Annotated in this window: 22 protein-coding genes; 10 read left to right on the forward strand and 12 right to left on the reverse strand. The window is 43.6% G+C overall.

Features of this window, described 5'->3' with window-relative positions:
* Positions 1-183: 183 nt before the first annotated feature.
* Positions 184-348 carry a DUF1328 family protein gene (locus tag LZG72_RS09000; RefSeq protein WP_233870509.1) on the reverse strand — a complete coding sequence of 55 codons (165 nt, stop codon included), beginning with the start codon at positions 346-348 and terminating at the stop codon, positions 184-186.
* Between the two features lie 250 nt (positions 349-598).
* Here LZG72_RS09000 and LZG72_RS09005 point away from each other — a divergent pair, with 250 nt between their 5' ends.
* Positions 599-2,458: a M1 family metallopeptidase gene (locus tag LZG72_RS09005; RefSeq protein ID WP_233870512.1), complete on the forward strand. Its 1,860-nt coding sequence runs from the start codon at positions 599-601 to the stop codon at positions 2,456-2,458.
* Between the two features lies 1 nt (position 2,459).
* Here the strand turns inward: LZG72_RS09005 and LZG72_RS09010 are convergent, their stop codons facing one another.
* The 3 genes from LZG72_RS09010 to LZG72_RS09020 all read right to left on the reverse strand — a co-directional run bounded on the left by LZG72_RS09010 (position 2,460) and on the right by LZG72_RS09020 (position 6,542).
* Positions 2,460-5,024, reverse strand: coding sequence for a DUF5686 and carboxypeptidase regulatory-like domain-containing protein (locus LZG72_RS09010; RefSeq protein ID WP_233870515.1), 2,565 nt, complete (start codon positions 5,022-5,024; stop codon positions 2,460-2,462).
* Positions 5,025-5,190: 166 nt separating this feature from the next.
* On the reverse strand, positions 5,191-5,898 hold the full coding sequence (locus tag LZG72_RS09015) for a DsbA family protein (protein ID WP_233870518.1): 708 nt from the start codon (positions 5,896-5,898) through the stop codon (positions 5,191-5,193).
* A gap of 11 nt (positions 5,899-5,909) precedes the next feature.
* Positions 5,910-6,542: an NAD(P)H-dependent oxidoreductase gene (locus LZG72_RS09020; RefSeq protein ID WP_233870521.1), complete on the reverse strand. Its 633-nt coding sequence runs from the start codon at positions 6,540-6,542 to the stop codon at positions 5,910-5,912.
* 100 nt (positions 6,543-6,642) lie between these two features.
* Between LZG72_RS09020 and LZG72_RS09025 the strand changes: the two genes are divergently transcribed.
* Positions 6,643-7,011, forward strand: a complete 369-nt coding sequence (locus LZG72_RS09025) for a helix-turn-helix domain-containing protein (RefSeq protein WP_233870523.1) — start codon at positions 6,643-6,645, stop codon at positions 7,009-7,011.
* Positions 7,012-7,045: 34 nt separating this feature from the next.
* Here LZG72_RS09025 and LZG72_RS09030 read toward each other — a convergent pair whose 3' ends face one another.
* The 3 genes from LZG72_RS09030 to LZG72_RS09040 all read right to left on the reverse strand — a co-directional run bounded on the left by LZG72_RS09030 (position 7,046) and on the right by LZG72_RS09040 (position 8,627).
* Positions 7,046-7,420 (reverse strand): hypothetical protein, encoded by a 375-nt coding sequence (locus LZG72_RS09030; RefSeq protein WP_233870526.1) that lies wholly within the window; start codon positions 7,418-7,420, stop codon positions 7,046-7,048.
* A gap of 84 nt (positions 7,421-7,504) precedes the next feature.
* Positions 7,505-7,936 (reverse strand): hypothetical protein, encoded by a 432-nt coding sequence (locus tag LZG72_RS09035; RefSeq protein ID WP_233870528.1) that lies wholly within the window; start codon positions 7,934-7,936, stop codon positions 7,505-7,507.
* 271 nt (positions 7,937-8,207) lie between these two features.
* Positions 8,208-8,627 carry a hypothetical protein gene (locus LZG72_RS09040; RefSeq protein WP_233870531.1) on the reverse strand — a complete coding sequence of 140 codons (420 nt, stop codon included), beginning with the start codon at positions 8,625-8,627 and terminating at the stop codon, positions 8,208-8,210.
* A gap of 426 nt (positions 8,628-9,053) precedes the next feature.
* On the opposite strand from LZG72_RS09040, the gene LZG72_RS09045 reads away from it, so the two are divergent.
* Positions 9,054-11,129: a gliding motility-associated C-terminal domain-containing protein gene (locus LZG72_RS09045; RefSeq protein WP_233870534.1), complete on the forward strand. Its 2,076-nt coding sequence runs from the start codon at positions 9,054-9,056 to the stop codon at positions 11,127-11,129.
* Between the two features lie 76 nt (positions 11,130-11,205).
* Here the strand turns inward: LZG72_RS09045 and fbaA are convergent, their stop codons facing one another.
* Positions 11,206-12,285, reverse strand: a complete 1,080-nt coding sequence (gene fbaA / locus LZG72_RS09050) for a class II fructose-bisphosphate aldolase (RefSeq protein ID WP_233870537.1) — start codon at positions 12,283-12,285, stop codon at positions 11,206-11,208.
* 182 nt (positions 12,286-12,467) lie between these two features.
* On the opposite strand from fbaA, the gene LZG72_RS09055 reads away from it, so the two are divergent.
* The 7 genes from LZG72_RS09055 (at position 12,468) to LZG72_RS09085 (ending at position 21,347) form a co-directional block, all read left to right on the forward strand.
* Positions 12,468-12,707: a hypothetical protein gene (locus LZG72_RS09055; protein ID WP_233870540.1), complete on the forward strand. Its 240-nt coding sequence runs from the start codon at positions 12,468-12,470 to the stop codon at positions 12,705-12,707.
* Positions 12,708-12,709: 2 nt separating this feature from the next.
* A complete protein-coding gene (locus LZG72_RS09060; protein ID WP_233870543.1) occupies positions 12,710-13,906 on the forward strand; it encodes a hemolysin family protein in 1,197 nt (398 codons plus the stop codon).
* A 118-nt stretch (positions 13,907-14,024) separates the two neighbouring features.
* Positions 14,025-14,843, forward strand: coding sequence for a class A beta-lactamase, subclass A2 (gene bla, locus LZG72_RS09065; protein ID WP_233870546.1), 819 nt, complete (start codon positions 14,025-14,027; stop codon positions 14,841-14,843).
* A gap of 32 nt (positions 14,844-14,875) precedes the next feature.
* Entirely contained in the window at positions 14,876-15,493 is a 618-nt protein-coding gene (locus LZG72_RS09070; RefSeq protein WP_233870549.1) for an ATP-binding cassette domain-containing protein, read from the forward strand.
* A 20-nt stretch (positions 15,494-15,513) separates the two neighbouring features.
* Positions 15,514-18,975 (forward strand): gliding motility-associated C-terminal domain-containing protein, encoded by a 3,462-nt coding sequence (locus LZG72_RS09075; protein WP_233870552.1) that lies wholly within the window; start codon positions 15,514-15,516, stop codon positions 18,973-18,975.
* 71 nt (positions 18,976-19,046) lie between these two features.
* On the forward strand, positions 19,047-19,496 hold the full coding sequence (locus LZG72_RS09080; protein ID WP_233870555.1) for a DUF4920 domain-containing protein: 450 nt from the start codon (positions 19,047-19,049) through the stop codon (positions 19,494-19,496).
* A gap of 69 nt (positions 19,497-19,565) precedes the next feature.
* Positions 19,566-21,347, forward strand: coding sequence for an SGNH/GDSL hydrolase family protein (locus LZG72_RS09085; protein ID WP_233870558.1), 1,782 nt, complete (start codon positions 19,566-19,568; stop codon positions 21,345-21,347).
* A gap of 3 nt (positions 21,348-21,350) precedes the next feature.
* On the opposite strand, the gene LZG72_RS09090 is transcribed toward LZG72_RS09085, so the two are convergent.
* The 4 genes from LZG72_RS09090 to argS all read right to left on the reverse strand — a co-directional run bounded on the left by LZG72_RS09090 (position 21,351) and on the right by argS (position 25,123).
* The gene (locus LZG72_RS09090) at positions 21,351-22,244 is read right to left on the reverse strand and encodes a 1,4-dihydroxy-2-naphthoate polyprenyltransferase (RefSeq protein WP_233870561.1); all 894 of its coding nucleotides are present in this window, start codon (positions 22,242-22,244) and stop codon (positions 21,351-21,353) included.
* Positions 22,245-22,260: 16 nt separating this feature from the next.
* Positions 22,261-22,635 carry a DUF5618 family protein gene (locus LZG72_RS09095; RefSeq protein WP_233870564.1) on the reverse strand — a complete coding sequence of 125 codons (375 nt, stop codon included), beginning with the start codon at positions 22,633-22,635 and terminating at the stop codon, positions 22,261-22,263.
* Positions 22,636-22,709: 74 nt separating this feature from the next.
* On the reverse strand, positions 22,710-23,267 hold the full coding sequence (locus LZG72_RS09100) for a glutathione peroxidase (RefSeq protein ID WP_233870566.1): 558 nt from the start codon (positions 23,265-23,267) through the stop codon (positions 22,710-22,712).
* A 77-nt stretch (positions 23,268-23,344) separates the two neighbouring features.
* Positions 23,345-25,123, reverse strand: a complete 1,779-nt coding sequence (gene argS / locus LZG72_RS09105) for an arginine--tRNA ligase (RefSeq protein ID WP_233870569.1) — start codon at positions 25,121-25,123, stop codon at positions 23,345-23,347.
* Between the last annotated feature and the right edge of the window lie 149 nt (positions 25,124-25,272).

Genomic DNA, 25,272 nt, shown 5'->3' on the forward strand with positions numbered 1-25,272 from the left:
ACAGGCCTCATCTTAGTCTCAAAATGATGACCCCGAATGCAGTACATAAAAAAGCCTTGGAGAAACACCCCAAGGCCTAAACTCAATCTAAAACCGTCAACTTATTTTAGGACGCGACAAAAGTCATTTCACATCTCACATTTCACATCTGTCTTCTCACATTTTACATCTCACATCTCACACCTAAGATCGCCCGACTCCGCGGCTTAGTAAGCTTAATACGAATAATACCAGAAATACGAAGAATAGAATTTTAGCAATTCCAGCTGCACCGGCAGCAATGCCGCCGAAACCGAGAACCCCGGCTATAATAGCTACGATCAGAAATATTATGGTCCATCTAAGCATAATTGACAAAGTGTTTAGTTCTTGTTAATGATTGATGTAAGAGAAGTTACCAATTACATGCCAAAAACTTCAATCCTCTAAAATAGTGCCTTACAGCTTTATTTAGGCCTTTTAAAGCATCAAAACAATGATTTTTTGGGGATATTGATTCCCAGTTTTTCCTTTTGATGGCCAATTTAAGATGGGAATCCTTCTTTATTGTTCCAACAAGTTCCTTATTTTGTACAAAAACCTACTAATCAAATTGATAATGAAATTTAACCTATTCGTGTTGTTGCTGGCCTGTTCGGGTCTGCATGTTTCAGCACAAAGTGACCGCTGGCAGCAACGTGCAAAATACCAGATGAATGTTGACTTCAACGCGGAAACTCATCAATATAAAGGGACGCAAAAGCTGATTTACAGCAACAATTCGCCCGATACGCTTCACAAAGTATTTTACCATTTGTATCTCAATGCTTTCCAACCGGGAAGTCAGATGGATGTGCGGTCGAGGACGATCAGTGACCCGGATGCCCGTGTGAAAGACCGGATTTCAAAATTGGCACCGTCCGAAATCGGCTATGAGAAGGTTATTTCTTTAAAACACAATGGTAAGCCGTTGAAATACGAAGTAGTCGGGACTATTCTCGAAGTTACGTTGAATGAGAAAATCCTTCCGAAAACGCAACATACATTCGAAATGGAATTTGAGGCGCAGGTGCCGCTTCAAATTCGTCGCACCGGCAGAAACAACAGTGAAGGCGTGGAATATTCGATGGCACAATGGTATCCCAAAATGTCCGAGTATGATTACGAGGGATGGCACTCCAATCCATATATAGGAAGGGAATTTTACGGCATTTGGGGCGATTTCGATGTAAAAATTACCATTGACGCTGCCTATGTGATTGCGGGGACAGGTTATTTGCAGAACCCGGATAAAATAGGACATGGCTACTCGACAAAAGAGGTAACTCACAAGCCCGGAGAGAAATTGACCTGGCATTTCATTGCCCCGGAAGTGCATGATTTTATGTGGGCCGCCGACCGGACTTACCGTCACGACATTACGAAAGTGGATGAAAACCTGGATCTTCATTTTTTCTATAAATCAGATACACTGGGGAAAGTCTGGAAGGAAATGGAGCCTCTGGCAGTGCGCTGCTTTCAAATCATGAATGCAAAATTCGGGCGGTATCCCTACAAACAATACTCTGTTATTCAGGGCGGCGATGGCGGAATGGAATATCCGATGGCGACTTTGATCATGGGTAAGCAAACGCTCGGAGGCCTGGTGGGAGTAGTGGTTCACGAGTCCATTCACAGCTGGTTTCAGATGATCCTGGGGACTAATGAATCGAAATACCCGTGGATGGATGAAGGATTTACAACCTACGCAGAAAATATTGTAATGGGAGAATTGTACCCATCCCGCATAGATCCGCAGCTCAGAAGCACAAACAGTTACCGTGGCCTGGTGAAATCCGGATTGGAGGAGCCTTTGACGACACATGCAGACCATTATAATACCAATCGCGCATACAGCATCGCGAGCTACTCAAAAGGTTCTGTTTTTCTGAACCAGCTCAATTATGTGATTGGGAAAGAGAAATTTGAGAGGGGGATTAAACGGTATTTCAACGAATGGAAATACAAGCATCCGAATCCTACTGATTTAAAAAGGATCATGGAAAAAGAGTCGGGGCTGGAACTGGACTGGTACTGGGAGAATTTTGTTGGGACCACAAAAACGATTGACTATGGAATCAAAGAAGTGCTGGCAACTTCCGGTAAAACTACGGATGTAGTAATCGGACGGATCGGCCAAATGCCCATGCCACTGGATATTGTGGTAACCTACAAAGATGGAAGTCAGGAGAACTTCTATATTCCTCTGGAAATCATGCGAGGTGAGAAAGAAGAAAAGCTTTACACCAAAACAACTTTACTGCCCGATTGGGGCTGGACATATCCCGAGTATTCCTTTTCAATCCCGCGCGATATGGCGGATATTCAGCGCATTGCGATTGACCCGAGCCAGCGTATGGCGGACATAAACCCGGATGATAATTATTATCCATCCATTGCCAAAGAAGTACCGAGAATCAAAGCTGAGGCTACTAAATAAGCTACCTGCCAAAAGGAATGGATGTGCCGAAACGCCAGCCCATTCCTTTAAAATGGCTTCCATGAAACTGTGCCACCGCTTCCAGGCGAAGAATGCGGTAAATATTATCAATACCATAAACGACCTCCGTGTAATTGCGGATCGTCGGCACTTTCAGGTAATGCAGCTGCAACGTCTCTGAAAGCCCGGTGGTACGCAATGCCTGAATCCGGGTAATCGCAAAATTTTGAGAAGACCAGGTTGCATGGGCTTGAAAAAACCACTCAGCGGTGCTATACCGGTAATATTGAAGCATCCGGAACTGATCGGGCGGATACGTATATTGGAAGAAAAACTCATTTCCCATAAAGTGGCGGTAATCCGGGAAGTACATCTTTTTGTTGTTGATAAATCCGCCTCCGTTCACAAAATATTCAAAGCTGCTCCGTGGCCCCAGGCTCATGTCTTGCCGGATGGTGGTTTGTAATAAAGAGTAATCCACGTCACCGGCAAATGCGAGGGCATTTTTGTAATTGACACTAAAAGACGGGCCTTTGCTGCGGAGATACCGTTTTTCGCCATTTCGGATAAGATACCGTCTCCACGGCCGGAGCGTGGCTGTCAGGTCCAGAAGTGTTGCATTATGTTTTGGGAATCCGGTGGATGCCAATTCCTTGTTCTCCGGACGATTGGACGTGTAGCTGTACTTACTCCAGAAAAATATCGGGCGGGCACTTTCCTGGTTGAAAAGCTCTTTCCGGTGCTCAAATTCCAATCCTGCATTGACATTCAGAATATCTGCGATGTTGCGCAGCGAATAGTCGATTCGTCCGTACTGTTTCTGGTAGAGCTTCATGAAATTCCGGTCGAAAAACCGGGCGGCCATACTGTTTGGGAGTGGCGGAATGGGGTTATTGTTATTGATCTGGCTCGCCATCTCACCACCGGAAATGCCCAGGTTCCATTTGTTGTTCCCGATGTTGGTTTCAAGGTTTCCGTAAACCCTTTTTCTACCAAATGAATACCTTACAAGTGGTCTCACACTGATCCGGTATGATTTGTCCCACCGTTTCTGCCATTCCGTAATGAAATTGATCGCATTTCCTTCAACGGTGTTATAACTGATTGAAAGCAACGGGCTTTTAAAATAAAAGGTGTTTCGGTTGCCAAGTGAATAGGTATTTCCGGTTACAAGATGCTGCGGCTTGAAATACAAGGAATCAGGCCGGGATTTTGCTTTCAATGAATCCTTTACAACCTTGATACTGTCTTGCAAAACGTAACTTGAAACTTCGGATTTAGTCAGAGGGATCGGCCTGAGTGTCTGCCAGTAAGTAGTATCACGTTTGTTGGCCATCGAGTCGATCACGATGGAATCCTGTCTTACCAGCCGGCTGTCAATTTTCGCAGTCTTGTTCTCTTTTTTCTGTTCTTTTTCGTATTGCTTAGTCAGTTTTCTGAAATTTTTGGTCGAAAATTCTTTTTGGTCTTTGATCAGATTTTCAAGGTCTTTTTTCTTGTTCCGATCAGCCGACGGTTCTTTTTTATGGTCTTTAATGGTAATATCTTCCCTCAAACCAGGATCTACATCCAGGTTGTTGTAGGTTAGCGATACCAAATATTTGAATTCACCGGCAAATCCCAGGTAGCTCCCACTTAACCGGAATTGCTGATTCACGGGCACCCAGACATTTTGAACGGGACTGAAAATCTGTTTCGCCGAAATGTCAAGTCCCTGCGTGGTCGTCTGTAAATCATAGCTGTGAATTGACCAGAGATCTTCCAGAATGAATAAGGTTCCTTTGAAAACACCTTCGCCATATGCTTTCGGGATCACACGTATTTTATTGACCAACCTTCCCTGGTCATCGAAATAACCTTCATATTCGAACTTATAATAGGAGAATGCTTTGGGCGAAAGGGGAGAGATCGTACCTGCGATTTCGGGACTGTACAAGCTGGCAAGAATGTAATCGTTCGGCGATGGGATGCTGTTATCCAGACTGTTACGCGTAGAAATGATCCGCTGGCTGTAATTTCCCGGCCGGCGATATTTGATTTCGGCGACACTCTCGTTGAGGATCGCTTTTCCTTCCTGCACACCTTCCTTTTTGAGTCGTTTTTCCAGTAAATAGGGGATTTTCGTAGGCAATCCCGTACTTCTGGAATAAACCCTGGCGGTATAACCCCGGACTTGTAGTTGGTGAAAACGGGCCTTTGCAATCGCCCGGCGCATAATGCTATATGCCGGATCTTCTTTGCCTTTCCCGATTGTGGCTTCCTGAAGGCTTAGCGCCTGTTCTTCGAGCGTGATATTTACCTCCGTAAAGTGAGAGGTAATGGAGATTTTTTTATAAATGGTCTTAAATCCGAGGTACTGATAAACAATCTCGTAATTTCCGGCAGAAAGGCTGAACTCGTACTCTCCGTCTTCATTTGCCATGGTACCGTTACTGGTCCCGTTTACGGCAATTCCGGCATAGGGTAGTGCTTCACCGTTTTTTGTGGTAATACGGCCTTTTATACCTCCCGCCTGAGAGACGATCCTGAATGTGACTAAAATAAACAGGAGTAACGCAATACGCATCAGAGTAGGGTTGTTTACAGCTATAAGTATAAAATGTTGGAAATTACTAATCCATCATCTCAACTTCTCTCTATAACCATACCAGTTGCCTGCTGCCCTGCCTGATCAACAAAAAAGCAGCGTGTTATCAGATAACATACTGCTTGAAGAAGTGAAAATTTAATTCTTAATCACATTGGCCGTCCGTTGTGCAGGTTGCCCCGGTGGCGAGGTTTACCAGTGGTTTCGGGTTTGTCTTTTCCCATTCCCCAAATGATTTTTCAAGTGCACTCAGGAATGTTTCCGAATGCTGCGCACCGGAAACGGCATATTTACGGTCCAATACAAAAAAGGGAACGCCACGTGCACCTACCTGCTGCGCTTCACGAATATCTTTACGCACATCCTCACCGAAGCTGTTACCAGACAAAACGGCTTGCAATTCGTCGCGATCAAGACCTATTTCCGTTCCGAGCTGAATCAGGGTGTCATGATCGGCGGTGTTTTTTCCATCTGTGAAATAGGCTTTAAACAACTGTTCTTCCGCGTCATCACCCAATCCTTTGGTCTTCGCGAACTGTACAAACCGATGTGCATCGAATGAATTTGCAACTACTGCCTTGTCCATATTGTATTCCAGGCCAACTTCCGCCGCCAAACCCGACACATGATCATTCATTTGTTTAGCATAATCAGGTTCCCAGCCTTTTACTTCTGCTAAGTAATCGTTAATGCTTTTTCCGGGTTCTGTTTTCATCTGCGGGTTCAACTGGAAGCTTTTCCATTCCACTTGAATTTGATCTTTTTGGGGAAATTGCGACAATGCATTTTCAAATTTCCTTTTGCCGATGTAACAAAAGGGGCACATTACATCACTCCAGATTTCGACTTTCATATCAGTACCAGTTATATCTTAATAAAAAACTCTTCGTGCGGCCTTCTCACTTTTTTCGCGCGGACCAGCGGATCGTTTTGGTTATCTCTGTAACCCAAAGTCATAATTACCACGCTCCGCAATCCTTTTTCTTTCAGCCCGAGTAATTCATCGAGCGCCGCAGCGTCAAAGCCTTCCATCGGGGTAGCGTCTACCTGCTCGGTTGCTGCGGCCACCAGCGCGTGCCCCAAACCAATGTAAGCCTGGCGGGCTGCCCATTGAAAGTTAACTTCTTCGGTTCTGCTCAAAATCCCGCCGTTGATGCTATTATGAAAAGCGGACAACGATTCAACACGAATGTCACGCGTTGAGGCGATCAGTTGAATGTACTTTGCTATGCTTTCGGCAGTGACTTTTTCCCAGGCTGCAAATACCAGAACGTGAGACGACTCCAGTATCTGAGGTTGTTTGTTGGCTATATTATAAATTTTTTCCTTTACATCCTTATTACCGATCACAAGTACATTATATGGCTGCAATCCCACCGATGAAGGCGCAAGATTGATTGCCTGAAGAATATTATCCAGGGTTTCGGCGGGGACAACTTGTCCATTCATGCGTTTTGTTGCATATCGCCAGTTCAATTTTTCTATCAACTCACTCATTTCTAGATTGCTTTAATAAATAACTGTGCAAACTTATGGAATTATACTATATATTTGTAAGTACTATACAAAAGGATAGCTAAACAAGTTCGGACTGGTCATGAAAAACGGAGAAATAACAATCAATGGGCATACACTGGGTGAATGCACAAAAAGCATTTTGCCGGTGAGGGATGCATTAGAAGTTGTAAATGGTAAATGGAAGCTGCCGATCATCATATCATTGATGTTTGGGAACAAACGCTTTTCCCAAATTGCGAGGGAAGTGCCGGGCATAACCGACAAAATGCTTTCCAAAGAATTGCGCGACCTGGAATGCAACGAACTGGTAAAACGGACGGTTTACGATTCGATCCCGGTTGTCGTGGAATATTCGCTCACCGAATATGGGCATTCACTGAAAGTAGTGATCGAGGTGTTGCGGGAATGGGGGTTGAAGCACCGGGAAAGGATAATGGAGAAGGTCTAGGAGTCTGACACCGCACTGACAGCCCCACTATTATTTATTTTTGTAATTCGATCCGATCATCGTTGATGTAAAAGAGGGAAGGATTTGGAGGAGCATAACCCCAGTTTGTGAAATAGCCGGTATTTAGAACCAGGGAATCGCCATCTATTTTAACTGCTGAGAATATAAATCCTCCCTCGGAAATTCGAAGATCCCGTTTAATGTTGAACCTCAGCTTTTCCGTATTTTCAGGCTCTAAATTCTTCAAAATCCATACTTTCGCTCCGTTTGCTCCATCAATTTTTAGTTCAGGGATTACATGCTTGGTTTTGTTTGTAATATAAAATTCAATGTCATATTTGTCTTTGTATAGTTTGTCTTCGCAGGAACAGATGAACAGTAGGATTAGGATCGGTAAAATCTGTCTCATTTTGTTATTTCCTTTTGTTTAGTTTCTTGAAATAATTTTGTCCATGGATATTAAACTTGATAGGATCAATCTATTTCCAGAGACTTAACTATCAACTTTAATATATTCCATTATAAGTGTGTCTACTGATGCGTCATACTTCAATGTATTTCTTTGTATGTTAATTTCCATCCTGCTTGCTTTCGATTTTTTATATGGGATAAAAAATTTAAATCTGATTACAGTAGGATTCTTATTTTCATCTACATAATTGGCGAACAATTCATTGGATTTTTCATTTGTTGTTGAAGACATGTACTTGTCGTTTTCTAAAACAAATAATGAATCCACCTTTACATCATTTTCAAAAAATCCTAACTCTTGAAAAAATTCTGACCCATAAGGCATAATTTTCACTTCAAGATATTTAGACCTAGCAGGAATTGCGGATTCTAATAGTTTATAATCTTTGTTGAACGTTTTGGTCCATTGCCAACGGCCACCCACATTTAAAGACAGCGGCCCTGGCGAGCTCATATACCAACAATATAAATTAGCGATAAATAAACAAAGATGATTTTCCCCATATTCATTCTTTATAGATGATTACAATAGGCCAGCTCTTAATCATCAAGGTGACCTGCAATGTGAATTACCTTGATTCAATTTTGGCTATTTAGAATGGCAAAAACTTTTTTTGATCATTTTGATTTTAGGAAACTCATTCAAATCTTAATAAAAATTTTGAGAGGCAGCCATTTAAAAGGTAGCCTCTTCGGTCATTCATTTTTAAAGTTCGATTCGGTCATCATAAATGAAAAATATGATGGACTTGAAGCAACATAGCCTCACGTTTCTCAATTAACTCTCGGTCCGACAATTCCGGAAAAAACTTGCGGTATTCTTCCGGAGCTGCATTTTCGAAGTCAGGATATTTTCTTTTTACGCTTTCAACGATTTCATCAAAACTGTTTCCAGACAAAACCCTTAAATTCCGGTCGCTGGAGATTGTACCGTTTGAAGCGATTTGCTGAAGATTGATATAGTTATAGTTGATCAATCCGTCTGGAAAATTTTCGGGCATTTGGGCATTCAGGTCCTGATATTTGACCGATTTCATTTTTACCTCTTTCTCAATCTTTTTCTCCTCGAATGCCAGTTTTTCATTTTCACAGCCGGTAAAGAGGCTGGATACAAGAGCAAGCATTAATACAAAACTGTACTTCATACATCTGAAAAGTTTCTGCAACCCATGAATTAGAATCGCATTGCAAGGTAGAAGAGCCAGATTTTCGAATTTGTAGAAGGTAGTTTTTCGGTTATTAGAAGGTAGTTTGAGTGATCGATTGGTCAAAACGACGATGGTGGGCAAAAAAAAAGCAGCCCTCGCAGGCTGCTCTTTCAATCAATATCAAAAACTAAAATTTACCCCAGCTGATTAATGCAATTCAGATCCTCGAATGCAATTTTCAACCTTTGGATCATCGTTTCTTCGCCTTTGCGAAGCCATACGCGCGGATCGTAACTAAAACTTTCAGTTTTCATCCAGAACAGTATTTCCTTGCAATAATTCTAATTGACCTCTTAATAAATTAATTCTCGTTCCCCTACATCAAAAGCGATATTTGACATATACGACTTAAAATAGATTAATATGTCTAGCAAAGCAATCAAGGTTGTCATTTATATATTTATCTTCTCTCTATCACAGGCAAATGGTATAGCCGAAAACATTATAGGTGGTTACTTGCAGATAAATGCTGTAAGTACATTAATAACGAGATACAAGATCTCATTGAAACTTCACATTGATGAAACGAATGGTTCTTTCGCATCGAATGAGTTGAATGTCAAGATGATCAGAAGAAGTAATGGTTCAGAAGTCGAATCTTTCAGACTCTTGAAAAATCAAAGCAGGAAGGTGACATATAATAAAGAGGTTTGCATTGGAAATGTTGAGCTTAAAACAATCTACGCAAATTTTGAATCTGAGGTTGAGCTTTATCCCCCGTCGTACTCCGATATGGAAGGCTATTACCTTGAATGGACAGATTGTTGCCGCCAAGTGAATGTCGTCAACCTTAATAATTCTGGGTCTTATACAACTATCTTCAGAACTTTTTTTCCACCGATTTTTGCTAGTGGCGTTCCATTCTTTAATTCTACACCCACTGTAGACGAGCTCAATACTTTTTTCATCTGTAAGCAGGGGCCGTTTTCTTTTAAGATTGCTGCCAGCGACATAGATGGAGACAAACTCAGATTTTTCCTAGTGGATCCAATAGGCTACCATTTCACTTCAAACTCTCCACTTGAATGGCAAAAAGGGTATGCTGCCAATAATGCTATTCCAGGCAACCCTTCACTGAAAATTGATCCTGAGACTGGGATGTTATCTGTAACATCAGAAACGATTGGGTTGTTTACTTTCGCGGTTTGCGTTGAGGAGTATCGCAACGGCCGACGAATTGGTTCAGTGATTCGTGAATTTACTGTTAGTTCCCTTGATCAATGTTCTTCCGCGACTACTGATAAAAACGTTTATTTGAATGATGTGCCCGTGACGAACGCTACGATTTGTCCAGGAAATGAGATAAAACTTGATGCGAAATTAAATCTGGGATTTAATTGCCAGTGGATGCGAAATGGCCAGAACATTCCCGGCGCCATGGGCAGTAGTCTAGAAGTCGTTCAGGAAGGGGATTACAGTTTCAAAAGTTCTCAATCCGGATCTTGTCCAGAGGCAGTTGAATCGGAAAAGGTCCACGTATCTGGGGCTAACACAGCTTTCAAGTTGGAAAAGCAAGGAGCATCAACTCCGTGCGACAAGCTCGGTGAGGCTATCATTGAGGGGCCAAAGAATCTACATTCTTATAATTGGTACAAAAATGGCAGCTTGCTAACTGTAAAAAGTAATTCTTTGGCAGTTTCGGAGCCGGGAAGTTACTGGGCTGTTATAGAATCATTCACCTGCAAGCTTTTTTCCGATACTGTAGTAATACAACAGTTCTCCGATTCAAGTGTAAAGATTGAAATGGATCCAATAGCAGCAATGTGTGCAAATCAGGATACTGCCATTCATTTGATTGGCATGCCGACAGGCGGTGTTTTTAAGGGAGCAGGCATCGTAGGGGATATTTTCTACCCAATAAAAGCTGGGGTAGGAGTGCATGAATTAATTTATTCTATTCCTTCAACGGAGGGATGTTCAACTGCTGCGGCCAGGCAAATAGTTGAAATTTACGATTCCCCGAAGTTTAATTTGTTGCCGGAAATTTGTGTCGTTAATGAAATTACGGCTATTGGAGTGGAGGATTCGCATGATCTAAATTACGAATGGTCTCCCAAAGATGGACTTGATAATCCGTTAACGCCGATGCCTACCGTGACGACTGACAAAAGTATTTTATATACGGTAATCGCGACTGACCATAATGGTTGTAAGACGGCCAAGACTATCCAAGTGAAAATCTGCGATGAAGTTTCAATCCCGGATATCTTTACGCCAAATCAAGATGGAATCAATGATTCATGGGAATTGAGGGGCATTGACAATTATCCGTACGCAGAAGTGACAATATATAATCGATGGGGTAGAGTAATCTTTCACTCTAGCGGAACTTATAAGCCATTTGATGGGTCAAAAAATACAACGGATATTTATTATTATAAGATTAAGTTGAATGAGGCGCTGCCATTGCGATCTGGGGCTTTGATGCTAGTTCGTTGATAATACTACGTTTTTATAACAAAAAAAAGAGCAGCCTGCGAAGGCTGCTCTCTCAATCAATATCAAAAACTAAAATTTACCCCAGCTGATTAATGCAATTCAGATCCTCGAATGCAATTTTCAACCTTTGGATCATCGTTTCTTCGCCTTTGCGAAGCCATACACGTGGATCGTAGTATTTTTTGTTTGGCGAATCCGGTCCGTCCGGGTTACCAAGTTGGGTTTGCAGGTATCCTTCTTTTTCTTTGTAGTATTTCAAAATTCCTTCCCAGGTTGACCATTGCATATCGGTATCGATATTCATTTTGATCGCGCCGTATTCGATCGCTTCGCGGATTTCTTCGCGTGAAGAACCTGATCCTCCGTGAAATACGAAGTTAACCGGCAACTCAGCAGTCGCGAATTTTTCCTGAATGAAGTTTTGTGAATTGCGAAGGATTTTCGGTTCCAATTTCACATTACCTGGTTTGTAAACGCCGTGGACATTTCCGAATGCAGCAGCAATGGTGAAGTTTGGAGAGATTTTCGACAGTTCTTCGTAAGCGTAAGCAACTTCTTCCGGTTGGGTATAAAGCTTCGAGCTATCCACGTCGCTGTTGTCCACGCCATCTTCCTCTCCGCCGGTTACACCCAATTCGATTTCAAGTGTCATGCCGATTTTCGCCATTCTTTCGAAGTATTTGGCAGAAATCTCGATGTTTTCTTCAATTGGTTCTTCCGATAAATCCAGCATGTGCGAGCTGTACAATGGCTTGCCATATTGGTCAAAATATCTTTCGCCGGCTTCCAATAAACCATCGATCCAGGGAAGTAATTTTTTTGCGCAATGATCCGTGTGAAGAATAACAGGTACTCCGTAAAGTGCCGCCATTTGGTGAACATGCATTGCACCGGAAATGCCTCCGGCTATTGCAGCCTGCTGATTTGCGTTTGAAAGGCTTTTTCCAGCATAAAATATAGCGCCGCCATTTGAAAACTGGATGATGACAGGGCTGTTTACCGCTTTGGCAGTTTCAAGTACCGCGTTCACTGAGTTGGTTCCTACCACGTTAACCGCCGGAAGGGCATAGTTATTTTCGTTGGCATGGCGGAAAATTTCGCTAACTCCGTCACCGGTAACAACTCCGGGCGCAAAGCGTTTTGTGGTTTCGCTCATAGTATTAAGAGATTTTTTCAAGAATTTATTTTACAATTCAGTCAACAAAAAAGAATTGTGAGGCAATCCGCGCAAGTTAGGTATTTTAGAGAAATTGAAGGGAATATGTACCGGTTATTCTGCATCAGAACGACCATCAATCCGTTTATAACCGTATTAAGACAATCTGTGTATCTTTGAAAATGAATTCTAAACTTACCAGGACAATCTTACTCGCGCTGACTCTGGGCTTCTTTGTGGTCTGGGTTCTGGAATTTCGCCGGGCTGGACTTTTCGAAAGCTACTGGTTGCTTTTGCTCAGTATAATGAGTTTGCTTTTGTTCCAGTTTATCAGATTAAAAGCGGCGGGTAGCGTAATCAAGAAAGACGAACCGAAGACATTGATACACCAGCAAAAACCTCGTAAAACCGCTAAAAAATAAACATGCTCATTGGTCTTACTATATTGTTCTTCATTCTGGCCGGATATTTTGGGGCGGTAAGATCTGTTTTAATTGATTTTTCCATTGATCGCTATTCACTCCGTCATGAAAAAACGGAACTGGTTGTCCAGACACTTTACTGGCGACGGATTTTAAGGATGATCAGGCTGCTGGCCGTAGCATTGGGCTGTTTTATGGCCGCAATTACCATTTTCCCATTGCTTTCCGTCCAATCGGGTTTCGAAGAAGGCTTAGCAATTTTTGGCGTTTTTCTGGCGCTCGCGGGGATATGGATGCTGTCGTATGGAAGTTGGGTGCGCGTCGGCAGAAGTTTTCCACATGTTATTGACTTAAAAGCATTTCCGGTCCGGTTTGGCGAGTGGCTGATGACGCCGCTATATTGGGTCGTCGAACCTTTTGTGAAAGAGAATATTCTGACGCCTTCGCTCCGTGACGACATTGTTTCAGCCGACGATCCTGATTTTGACGATCGCAGCATTGAAGAGCGCATGTTCATTAATGCGCTGGATTTTAAAGATTTACGCATTCGGGACTGCATGATTCCGAGAACGGAGATTTCATCCGTAAATGTAAATGCGACGATTGAAGATCTGCGGACCGCTTTCCTGACAAGCGGACATTCCAAGATCATTGTGCAGCGTGAATCCGTCGATGAAGTACTCGGTTATTGTCATGCATTATCGCTGTTTAAAAAACCAAAAGAGATCAGTAACATCATCACACCGATCCTGATCGTGCCCGAAGCAATGCCCGCCCGTGATCTGATGCTGCGGTTTCTGGAAGAAAGAAGAAGTCTTGCGCTGGTCGTGGACGAGTTTGGGGGGACTGCCGGATTAGTGAGTGTGGAAGATGTAGTAGAACAAATTTTCGGCGAAATTCAGGATGAATATGACTCCACGGAGGACTGGACAGAAAGGCAGCTGGATGATAACAGTTACATTCTGAGTGCAAGACACGAACTGGATTATCTGAACGAAAAGTATAGCTGGGAGCTCCCGGAAGGCGATTATGATACCTTGGCGGGTATGTTGATCGATCAGTATGGCGATTTGCCGGATGTAAACGAAGTCGTCAGTATTCCACCTTATTCTTTCCAGGTAATCTCGGTTCAGGATACGCGCATTGAACTGGTGCGACTGACGATAGAGGAAAAGGAGAAAAAAAGCAGCAGAGATTAATTTTCAATTTGCCCATTTAAACCAGGATTTCCAAAGCATGCCAGGCTTCTCTTCTTCACGTATCCTTTTTCTTATTCCATTTTTGTTCAGCACTCAACTGCGGGCTCAAAAAGCACAATTGAATTCGGAAATTGAGACGATTTCCAAGGCCATCGACGGCATTACCGGCGTTGGGATCCTGGATTTGAAAACCAAAGAAACCGTGGTTTTTAATGGAAATCATCGGTTTCCGATGCAAAGTGTGTTCAAGTTCCCATTGGGTATAGCCGTTCTCGACCAAGTCGACAAAAAGAAGCTGCGACTGGATCAGAAGATACACATTACAAGCAGGGATTATTTCCAAAAAACATACAGTCCCATGCGCGACAAGTTTCCCAACGCGGATGTAGACCTGACCGTCGCCGAGCTTTTAACCTATACCGTTTCACTGAGCGACAACATTGCCTGCGATATTTTATTCAGATTGATAGGCGGGCCAAAAGTCGTCAACACGTATATTCACGGATTGGGTGTGAAGGATATGCAGATCGTCGCGAACGAGGAGCAAATGCATCAAAGCTGGGACGTTCAATATACCAACTGGTGCAAACCCGAAGCAATGCTGCAACTGCTGGATGTATTTTATCAGGGTAAAAAATTGTCGGAAGCCAGTACAGATTTTCTCTGGAATGTGATGGTTGAAACTCCAACCGGTGCAAAAAGGATTAAAAGTATGCTTCCTCCAAACACCATTGTCGCGCATAAAACCGGTACCTCGGGTGCAAATGACAAGGGTATAACTGGCGCCGTGAACGACGTAGGCATTGTAAAGCTGCCCGGCGGAAAAGACATTGCGGTGGTCATTTACGTATCAGATTCCCATGCAAAAACAGAGGAAATTGAGATCGTGATCGCAAAGATAGCGAAGGCTGCGGCCGACCATTACTCGGCTAAATAGCCTTTTTAAACTTAAAACAAAGAAACACGAAAGTGCGGATATCGGTTGAAAATGCAGGTAAGAAGTTTGTAAAGGAGTGGATTGTCCGTAACGCTAGTTTTGAACTTTCAGCCGGTCATAAATACACTTTTGTGGGACCGAATGGCAGCGGAAAATCGACTTTGCTTCAACTACTTACCGGAATGATGCCGGTTTCAGAAGGCACTATCAAATACCATTCGGGCGACAAAGAAATAGAAGAGGATCATTGGTACCGGCATCTGGTGATCGCAGCCCCGTATCTCGAATTAATTGAAGAATTTACATTGCGCGAGCTGATCGAGTTTCATACCGAGTTTAAGCCATTCAAAAACAAGATGTCATTCGCCGACTTTGAAGACTTTATCCAGCTTTCGCGCGCCAGTAATAAGATCATCCGGCACTTTTCTTCGGGAATGAAACAGCGGGTGAAGCTTGGACTTGCGTTTATGTCCGATGTGCCGGTAATTTTTCTCGATGAACCCACTACCAACCTCGATGCGCAGGGCATTGGCTGGTACCTGGATCACGTAGTAGAAAACACTCAAAATCAGCTCGTTTTGCTGGGTTCCAATGTGAAACAGGAATATGAGTTTTGTGAAAATATCATTTCAGTTTCTGCGTTCAAATAGAAATACAAGAGGTTCGGCCAATGCAGAGAATTCTACGTTCTATCTCCATTTTCTTTCTTTTTTATCTCGTCTCCGCATCCATATCACTGGCCGGAGGAATGTACTTCATTGAAAATCGCGGTCAATGGGAAAAGGACATTTTGTTCCGGGCCGAGATTCCGGGCGGATATTTGTTCCTGAAAAGCCAGTCGCTGATTTATGTGCAGTATGATGCAAGGGAAATCTCCGCGCTTCATGGCAAACCCGCCCCGGTTTCTCCGGTTGCCCGGGACAATCAAATGGCTCCATTGACGGTAGCGGCGCACGGTGTGGAGGTACAGTTTCAAAATTCGCTTTCTTCGGCAAAACACCTCCCTAAGAAGGAAATACCGACTTTTTTCAATTATTTTTTAGGAAAAGAAGAAAACCGATGGGCTGGGGGGGTGAAAGGTTTCCAGGAAGTGGTATATGAAAATTTGTACGCCGGAATAGATTTACGGATCTATTTGCATCAGTTTCAATTGAAGTATGAGTTCATTGTAAAACCACAGGCTGATCCTTCGCAAATCAAACTAAAATATGTGGGCGCTGAAAAAGTGAGCCTGAACGAAACCGGACAGCTAGTTGTAAAAACCTCCGTCGGAACATTTAAGGAAGCAGAACCTTATTCATTTCAAAATGTAAATGGACGGACTATTGAGATAGCTTCACCTTTTTCTTTACAACCTGACAATACTGCCCAGTTCACATTAAAACAGGGTTATAACAAAAATGAAACCCTCACTATTGATCCCGAACTGATATTTTCAACGTATTCGGGTTCTATCTCAGATAATTGGGGGCATACCGCAACGTATGATGACCAGGGTAATCTCTATGCCGGAGGGACGGTGTTCGGGACTAATTTTCCAGCAACGGTAGGTTCTTTTCAAGTGAAATTTGAGGGGCTTGTGGATGTATCGGTTATGAAGTTTACGCCCGATGGTACAAAGCTGATTTACGCTACATTTCTCGGGGGCGATAATACGGACTTGCCTACCAGTCTGATTGTCAACTCAAAAAACGAATTACTGGTTCTTGGAACAACGTCTTCCAAGAATTTCCCGACCCGGACGAATGCATTTCAGCCGGCGTTTGGCGGTGGTACCCGCGTAGTACCCATTTCCGGACTTGACCTGGCTAATGGCGGCGATATTTTTATTTCAAAACTGAGTGCAGACGGGAAACAACTAGCCGGTTCCACTTATTTAGGCGGCGATGGAAATGACGGTGTTACGAATCCGCGTGCATTTGCAATCCGGAATTACGGTGATGTATTTCGGGGCGAGATCGTGGTCGACAAAGCCGACAATGTACTCATCGTTTCTTCCACGAACTCAGGCAATTTTCCTCTGAAAAACTATGTTCAGCGGAGGCTCGGAGGCTTTTTGGATGGAGTGATCAGCAAGTTCGATCCGAGCCTGAATACGTTGTTGTGGAGTACCTATTTTGGAGGTGAAAAGGATGAGGCTGCGTATTCGATCAAATCGCTGGATAATGGAGATATTTATGTAGCAGGATCTACCACAAGTACCTTATTGCCAACAACTTCAAACTCCTATCAGCAGGCATTAAAAGGAACCGACGATGCATTTGTTGCTAAATTTTCAGACGATAAATTGATCGCTGTTACCTACATGGGAACCGACAAGCAGGAGGTTGGATATCTGATAGATACGGACCCGAGTGGCAATGTATATGTTTACGGACTTACGAATGGGGATTATCCGGTGAGTCAGGGAGTATATCAAAATGCGAAAAGCGGACAGTTCATTCACGCACTGGACCCGGCATTATCAAAAACCGTTTTTTCAACTATTATCGGCTCAGGTCGCGGTACCCCTGACATTTCACCTACTGCCTTTCTGGTAAGTGAATGTGGGAATATCTACATCTCGGGATGGGGCGGCAATGTGAATACAGATACGGACAACAATCCCGCCAGCAGTACTACGGGTTTGAAAGTGACGGAAGATGCTTTTAAGGCAACCACAAATGGAAATAACTTTTATATCTCCATTTTGGAGCAGGGTGCCAAATCTCTTTTGTACGCCACTTTTTTTGGCAGCAATAGTCGTAACTCCAACGTTCAGGGGGATCATGTGGATGGAGGTACAAGTCGTTTTGATAAAAATGGTACGATTTACCATGCTACCTGCGCGTGTGGCGGCAGCAATTTTCCAGCCACGCCTCAGGCTTGGTCAACAACAAATAATAGTGATAACTGTAATAATGCGGCATTTAAAATCGATATCGATCGTCTGAAAGCAGATTTCGATGTGTATTCAGGAACTACCAAGAATGTGTTGCGCGGCTGTGCGCCATTGTCTTTGTCATTTGTAAATACCAGCGAAGGCGGCATCGATTATATCTGGGAAGTGAGCGGCAATACCATTTCCCGGGAAGAAGATCAATCGGAATACACTTTTACCAGACCCGGCGAATATAAAGTGACATTAAAAGCATATAACCGGCTGAGCTGCAAGCGTATGGATGTGGCGGAGAAAACGATTATTGTGGAGACATTAAATACCCGGGTTTCGGCGGATACGTCGGTTTGCGAGAATTCGGCGGTAAAACTGTTTGCATCGGGAGGTACGCAATACAAATGGTCTCCGTCCACCGGCATAGATAATGCGACAAGTGCAACTCCGACCGTAATCGTGAAAGAGACAACCGAATATACAGTCGAAATAAGCAATGCGAGCGGGTGTAAGGTGACGGAGAATGTAAAAGTTTTAGTGGAAAAGAAGGCGGATTTTATAGATATGCCGGACGTAGAGGTTTGCACCGGGGCTTCGGTAACATTAACAGTTTTGGGCGAAGCGGCCCAATATCGCTGGCTGGCAGCTGCGGGATTACCGGAAACAATCGGCAAATCGGTGACGGTAAAACCTACTCAAACAACAACTTATACGATTGAAGGCGTTTACGCGGATGGGTGCCGGCCTTTGAGGGAAATTACAGTTAAAGTGGACCAATCCCACGCACCTAAGTTTGAAATAGTAACGTCGGGTGGGGCCTGCAATGAGCCATTTAACTATTCCATGACAAACGCTACTGCCAATGCGCAACGTTTTGAATGGAATCTGGGGGAAGGAAATACAATCCCCGACAAAGAAGTTGCTGAATATACCTATGGCAAACCGGGCGAGTATACCGTCACTTTAACAGCCTATAATGCAGCCGGCTGCGCATTGTCAGCGACAAAAAAAGTCACTGCGCTGCCGCCATTTACGCTAACCAATGTAATCACGCCAAACAATGACGGGAAAAACGATTCGTTCATCGTTCCTGTTTCTCCATCTTCACTGGAAGTATTTAACCGCTGGGGGAAATCGATATTCAAAACGGCGGACTATAAAAATGACTGGGGGAAAGGGATTGCGAACGGGACTTACTTTTACGTGGTAGAAACATCGCAGGGAAATCATTGCAAAGGCTGGGTGGAGGTGTTACATTAGTATTTTACTTGATACTCACATCCATTACATTTGAGGAAAATTCACATTATACATCTCTAAAAATCCAATCTATGAAAAAGCTGATTCTCCTATTTTTTGTAATTACGGTTGCCTTTTCCGCTAATGCGCAGAGTACCGATCATTTTGGCAAAGAAATTAATGATAAAAAAGCAATTGAAGCCAAAGCTCTCCCGGCTAAAATGGGAGATAAAACCGAAATGCAGGCCAAGGTAAGCGGCACGGTAGAATCAGTTTGTCAGGTGAAAGGTTGCTGGATGAAAGTAAACCTCGACAATGGCGAAACCATGCGGGTGATGTTTAAAGATTATGGATTTTTTGTACCGAAAGACATTACCGGAAAAACGGTCGTGTTTGAAGGTGAAGCGCAAAAGAAAATGGTCCCTGTTGAGCATTTGCAGCATTATGCAAAAGATGCCGGCCAGACCAAAGAAGAAATTGAGAAGATCACCAAACCCAAAGAAGAACTCACTTTCATTGCCGACGGTGTGATTGTGAAATAACTTGTTTTAAAAGTAAAAAATACCGCATTAGACGCTTTGTAGAGATACGAAGCGTCTTTTTTTTGTTTTATGAAAATCAAATCCCTTTTCTTGCTGGCATTCATTGTCAGTCTTCCTGCTTTTCTAAAAGCCCAGTCTGCGAAGATCAATTGGTGGAACCCGCAGACTTCCGCATTTCCGGTTATTGAAGGTCAGGCTTGGCCGAAAGAACTTAAAAATCCCTATGACCGACTTCCGGCGCGGGCGGAAAAACAGGTGAGAGAGGCGGTTTGGGGATTGTCCAATCAGGCAGCCGGGTTGATGATCCGTTTCCGCTCTAACTCATCGGAAATCAAGGTCAGATATACCGTTGGCGGAAAGCATTCGCTGCCACATATGCCTGCGACGGGGGTTAGCGGAGTGGATTTGTATGCGATTGCAAGTGATGGCGAATGGCGCTGGTCGGCGGGAAAATATGCATTCGGAGATACCATTACCTACAATTTTAACAACATTGAACCGAACGATCAGTATCACAAAAAGGGGCGCGAATACAGACTTTTTCTGCCGCTCTATAACAATGTGAAATGGCTTGAAATCGGAACTCCGGAAGGTACTGAATTTACCGCATTGCCTGTGCGGGCCGATAAACCCGTTGTTGTATATGGAACATCAATCGCCCAGGGTGCGTGCGCGTCGCGGCCGGGAATGGCGTGGACGGCTATTTTGGAGAGAAAACTGGATCATCCGCTCATTAATCTGGCATTCTCGGGTAATGGAAGACTCGAAAAAGAAGTGGTGGATCTGGTATCAGAAATCGACGCGAAGATTTACATTCTGGACTGTCTGCCTAACCTGACAATCCGCCCGGGCGCGAAACTGAGCGTGACGGCGGAGGAAGTCAAAAGTAGGATATTGACTACGGTTACAGATCTGCGCAAAAAGCATCCGGATGTCCCCATTGCGCTCGCCGAGCATGCCGGTTATACCGACGAAGACATTAACCCCCAGAGTAAGCATTTTTACGTAGAAATCAATGAGGTTTTGCGCGATGCATTCAGTCAGCTCAAACAGCAGGGAATTTCAAACATTTATTTAATCCCAAAAAAGGACTTTGGCCAGGATCTGGAAACAACCGTCGACGGGACACACCAGACGGACCTGGGTATGATGCGTTATGCAGAGGGTTACGAAAAGCATATCCGGGCCATTTTGCATGAAAATAAAGGGGAGGCCAGCACCGCCCGCCCGATTACACAACTCCGGGAATTGAATGGGTATGACTGGGAAGCCCGGCATCGTGAAATTGTAGAAATGAATAAAAAATCGGCGCCGGAAACGGTCGTAATTGGAAATTCCATTACGCATTACTGGGGCGGACTACCCAAAGCGCAAAGGATTACTGACGATGCTTCGTGGAACGGAACTTTTGGCAAAAATGCACGGAATATGGGATATGGCTGGGACCGGATCGAGAACGTTCTGTGGCGCATTTATCACGGAGAACTGGATGGCTTCAATGCCAAACGGATTTTTGTAAATATTGGTACCAATAATCTGCATTTGAATACAGATGAGGAGATTGAGGAAGGATGGAGGGTGCTGATTGAGGCATTGAAACACCGTCAGCCAAGTGCAAAAATCACCATGCTGGGAATTTATCCGCGAAGGCAGCAGGAACAAAGGGTAGTTATTTTAAACGAAAAACTCGTGCAGATCACCGGCGAAATGAATGTAGGTTTCCTGAATGCAGGAACGGTGTTTCTTCAAAAAGACGGGAAAATCGACGAATCGCTGTTTTCAGATGGTTTACACCCGAACCCGAAAGGCTACACATTACTGGGTAATGCGATCAAACCTTACATGAAATAATGCTTAAAGAATAATCCCGATCCCGAAAAGAATGACAAACAGGAGAGTGGAAAGTGCCATTTGTTTGAGGTACGGATCCAGTTCGCTTGCTTTTGTCAGCTTTGAAATGGCCAATCCATTTTTGATAAACAAAGGGAAACTCAGGACAAATATCAGGCTTGAGTAATGAGAGAAATGTGTGGCCGTGTAGATTGATACGCAAAGCATACCGGTAATCAGTATCAGCCAGTGGTAACGTACTGCTTTTTCCCGGCCAATCCGTACGGGTATCGAATTTTTGCCGGTTGCCCGGTCCGAATCTATATCGCGGATATTATTGATATTTAAAACCCCGACTGCAAACAAGCCACAGCTGGTGGCCGGCAGCAAAAGTCCCCAATCCCATACATGTGTGTGCAGGTAGCTGCTGCCGAGCACGCCAACCCAGCCGAAGAAGGTCAAAACGGACAAGTCGCCGAGTCCCACGTAGCCATACGGACGTTTTCCGGCGGTGTATGTGATGGCCGCGATAATGCACGCAATCCCAATTCCCAAAAACACCCAGAATGCGTTTGCAGGAGCGTTTCTTAATGCAATTGTCAACAATGAAATGCCTGAGATTAATGCTAGTACAGAGAAGATAATAATCGCTTTCAGCATGGCCCGGGCGCTAATGTGACCGGCATGAACGGCGCGAACCGGACCTTCGCGCAAGTCGGTATCTTTGCCATTGACCGCGTCGCCGTAGTCGTTGGCAAAATTGGAAAGTACTTGTAAAATGATCGTAGTAAGAACGCTGAGTGTTGCTACCGGCCAGCTAAAATTGCCGCTCGCAGCAGCCAGGAAGCAACCCATTAAAATGCAGGACAATGCGAGAGGTAATGTGCGGGGACGCGCCGCTTCAATCCAGGGATTCATTTGAAAAAACTAAATGTTAAGCAACCGCACGTTGTTCGGCCCAATTGATGATTTGTTCGGCAAGATCAAGGCCTTCTTTGGAAATAGCAGCGCTAAGATTGCCATCGTAACTCATTGAAAGATGTAGGGTGTCGTAAGCAGCAAGAAATGCGCCGAGAATTTTCTTATCTCTTATTGACAGTTCTTCTTTGTACCAATCTACACTTTTCCTGCCTTTCTTTTTGTCGCCGAAAACACTGTCCAGGGCAACCAAAACACCGACGTAGGCAGTGTGGCCGACCATTTTAACGTATTTCCGGTCTTTGTAGAGACCATCTTCTTTAATTGCTTTTTCTCTCAAAATCTCTTTTGCATTCGAGAGATAGCGTTTTGCTTCGGTAATATCTTTCATTTTAGTGTGTTTTGATTGATAGGAAAAGAACAAATGTAGCCGAAAACTGTATCCGGCTACATTTTTATTAAATATCAGATACCAACTGCTTTGACAAACTCAGCGTCGGTTGGTAATACTTTTGATGCGAAGAAGTTGGTTAGTTCGCCGTTTTCATTGATCACATACTTGCAGAAATTCCAGGTAGGAACTTTATCATTCCATCCATTCAAATCTTTAGTACTGAGCCATTTGTAAATCGGTGCCTGATCTTCTCCCAGCACAGATACTTTTTCAAACATCGGGAACGTCACTCCGTAAGTGGCTGAACAGAATGTTGCGATTTCTTCGCTCGTACCGGGTTCCTGGCCCCCAAAATTGTTAGCCGGGAAACCTAACACCACCACTTTGTCTCCGTGCTCTTTGTTGAATTTCTCCCAGTCAGCATACTGTTTTGTGTACCCGCATTTAGATGCAACATTCAAAATCACTACTTTTTTTCCTTTATACTGGCTCAGATCAACTGTCTTTCCACCAACCAGTGATTTTACTTTAAAATCGTAAAGCGATTGTTTCGCAGCAGGTGCATCGGCTGGCCTGGACGCAAATTCACTTTTATCCGCAAAAAGGCCACTAATCAAACTTGTAATCATAATCAGTACAGTTTTTAAAAAGCTCATAATAGTTTTGGTTATTGGTTAGCATGCATTTATAGTAAACGATTCAATACTTACATACGCTCGGGAACCTCTATGCCCAATAACCCCAAAGCCTTCTTAATTGTTTCCGAAACGGCCCCCGATAATGCAACTCGCAAACGGACGGCTTCCGGGTTGGGATCAGAGAAAATAGAGACTTCCGCATAAAACTGATTGTAAACTTTGGCCAGGTCAAATGCATACTGCGAAATCAGCGAGGGAGCGAACTCATTTGCAGCTGCCATAACGCGTCCCGGGTACTGTGATAATGCAAAAATCAACTCTCTTTCAGCCAGGTGCAATTCGTAACCTTGTGCAGGTATAACCTTAGAGATCCCGGCCTGCTCAGCCTTACGCATGATAGAACGGATCCTTGCATACGTATATTGGATAAATGGCCCGGTATGTCCTTGGAAATCAATGGACTCTAATGGGTTGAAAAGCATTCTTTTCTTCGGGTCGACTTTCAGCAGGAAGTATTTTAATGCGCCCATTGCCAGCTGATTGTAAAGTGTTTTTGCTTCGTCACTTGCAAAATCGTCCAGCTTGCCCAACTCTTGTGTTCGGTCCGCGGCAGTCTGGATCATTTCATTAACGAGATCATCCGCGTCCACAACAGTTCCTTCCCGCGATTTCATTTTACCGGATGGCAAATCCACCATTCCGTAACTAATGTGGTAGCAGCCTTCGGAATACGTTCTCCCGAGACGTTTCAAAATCGCAAAAAGCACTTTGAAATGATAATCCTGCTCATTTCCAACCACCCATAAATAACGGTCATTATGGAAATCGCTGTTTTTAAGTTCGGTAGTACCCAGATCCTGGGTAATGTAAACGGAAGTGCCATCACCACGGAGAACCAGTTTTTCATCCAAACCTTCCGTCGTCAGGTCGATCCAGACTGAGTTATCTGCTTTTTTGAAGAAAACCTCATTTTTTAAACCTTCTTCAATAATGTCTTTCCCAAGCAGGTAAGTATTTGATTCGTAGTATGTTTTATCAAAGCCTACGCCTATTTTCTGATAAGTTTCCGCAAAACCGGCATATACCCAGCTATTCATTTTTTCCCACAAAGCGACTGTTTCAGCATCACCCTGTTCCCAAAGCAACAGCAATTTCTGCGCTTCCAGTATCCACGGGGCCTTTTTCGCTGCTTCTTCCTCCGGCATTCCCAGCGCTACGAGTTCTTTGATCTGCTTTTTATATTCTACATCGAACAGAACATAATATTTACCCGCAAGGTGATCACCTTTTATGCCGCTGGTTTCAGGTGTTTCGCCATTGCCAAGTTCTTTATAAGCAAGCATGGATTTGCAAATGTGAATGCCGCGGTCATTGACCAGACAGGTCTTTTCCACCTCATAACCACTTGCTTTCATGATTTTGGACAGAGAATCGCCCAAAAAGTTATTGCGCAAATGTCCAAGGTGAAGCGGTTTGTTGGTATTTGGCGACGAAAACTCGATCATCACCGATTGTCCGTTGGAAGGAAATGTACCAAATGCAGAATCGTCGTAGATACCGGTGAACAGGTCGAGCCAGGTACTGTCTTTCAGACTAATGTTTAAAAAGCCCTGAACCACGTTAAAGCTTGCGGTTACAGAAGAAGTTTCAACCAGGAACTGCCCGATAATCTGCCCGATTTCAGCAGGTGCTTTGCGGATTGTTTTGGTTAAAGGAAAGGTAACGAATGTGTAAAATCCTTCAAATTCTTTTTTGGTGGGTTGCAGGAGGATATCATCCACATTTATTTCGAAATGCGTACGTATTGCCAGTTGAATATCATCCTTTAAAATTGCTTCAATCGTCATGAAAACCAGGGTAAACAGGAAGTGCTCTCTAAAAATGCAGATACATTTCCCGATGTTTTTATTTAAGTGAAATTATTTCTAATATTAATAGTATTGTTATCCTTTTTGATGCAAAATTAGGGTAATTATTGATGTGAGTTACACCCCTG

This window comes from Dyadobacter sp. CY323, assembly GCF_021390245.1.
Taxonomy (GTDB): Bacteria; Bacteroidota; Bacteroidia; order Cytophagales; family Spirosomataceae; genus Dyadobacter.

Coding starts and splice junctions, on each gene's coding strand:
- LZG72_RS09090 (WP_233870561.1), bottom strand. CDS start 22,244: ATGAATCCCTGGATTGAAGCGGCGCGTCCCCGCACATTACCTCTCGCA.
- LZG72_RS09040 (WP_233870531.1), bottom strand. CDS start 8,627: ATGAAGTACAGTTTTGTATTAATGCTTGCTCTTGTATCCAGCCTCTTT.
- LZG72_RS09020 (WP_233870521.1), bottom strand. CDS start 6,542: ATGAGTGAGTTGATAGAAAAATTGAACTGGCGATATGCAACAAAACGC.
- LZG72_RS09015 (WP_233870518.1), bottom strand. CDS start 5,898: ATGAAAGTCGAAATCTGGAGTGATGTAATGTGCCCCTTTTGTTACATC.
- LZG72_RS09010 (WP_233870515.1), bottom strand. CDS start 5,024: ATGCGTATTGCGTTACTCCTGTTTATTTTAGTCACATTCAGGATCGTC.
- LZG72_RS09000 (WP_233870509.1), bottom strand. CDS start 348: ATGCTTAGATGGACCATAATATTTCTGATCGTAGCTATTATAGCCGGG.
- LZG72_RS09045 (WP_233870534.1), top strand. CDS start 9,054: ATGTCTAGCAAAGCAATCAAGGTTGTCATTTATATATTTATCTTCTCT.
- argS (WP_233870569.1), bottom strand. CDS start 25,123: ATGACGATTGAAGCAATTTTAAAGGATGATATTCAACTGGCAATACGT.
- LZG72_RS09075 (WP_233870552.1), top strand. CDS start 15,514: ATGCAGAGAATTCTACGTTCTATCTCCATTTTCTTTCTTTTTTATCTC.
- LZG72_RS09085 (WP_233870558.1), top strand. CDS start 19,566: ATGAAAATCAAATCCCTTTTCTTGCTGGCATTCATTGTCAGTCTTCCT.
- LZG72_RS09030 (WP_233870526.1), bottom strand. CDS start 7,420: ATGAGACAGATTTTACCGATCCTAATCCTACTGTTCATCTGTTCCTGC.
- LZG72_RS09035 (WP_233870528.1), bottom strand. CDS start 7,936: ATGAGCTCGCCAGGGCCGCTGTCTTTAAATGTGGGTGGCCGTTGGCAA.
- LZG72_RS09095 (WP_233870564.1), bottom strand. CDS start 22,635: ATGAAAGATATTACCGAAGCAAAACGCTATCTCTCGAATGCAAAAGAG.
- LZG72_RS09005 (WP_233870512.1), top strand. CDS start 599: ATGAAATTTAACCTATTCGTGTTGTTGCTGGCCTGTTCGGGTCTGCAT.
- LZG72_RS09055 (WP_233870540.1), top strand. CDS start 12,468: ATGAATTCTAAACTTACCAGGACAATCTTACTCGCGCTGACTCTGGGC.
- LZG72_RS09100 (WP_233870566.1), bottom strand. CDS start 23,267: ATGATTACAAGTTTGATTAGTGGCCTTTTTGCGGATAAAAGTGAATTT.
- LZG72_RS09025 (WP_233870523.1), top strand. CDS start 6,643: ATGAAAAACGGAGAAATAACAATCAATGGGCATACACTGGGTGAATGC.
- fbaA (WP_233870537.1), bottom strand. CDS start 12,285: ATGAGCGAAACCACAAAACGCTTTGCGCCCGGAGTTGTTACCGGTGAC.
- LZG72_RS09080 (WP_233870555.1), top strand. CDS start 19,047: ATGAAAAAGCTGATTCTCCTATTTTTTGTAATTACGGTTGCCTTTTCC.
- LZG72_RS09060 (WP_233870543.1), top strand. CDS start 12,710: ATGCTCATTGGTCTTACTATATTGTTCTTCATTCTGGCCGGATATTTT.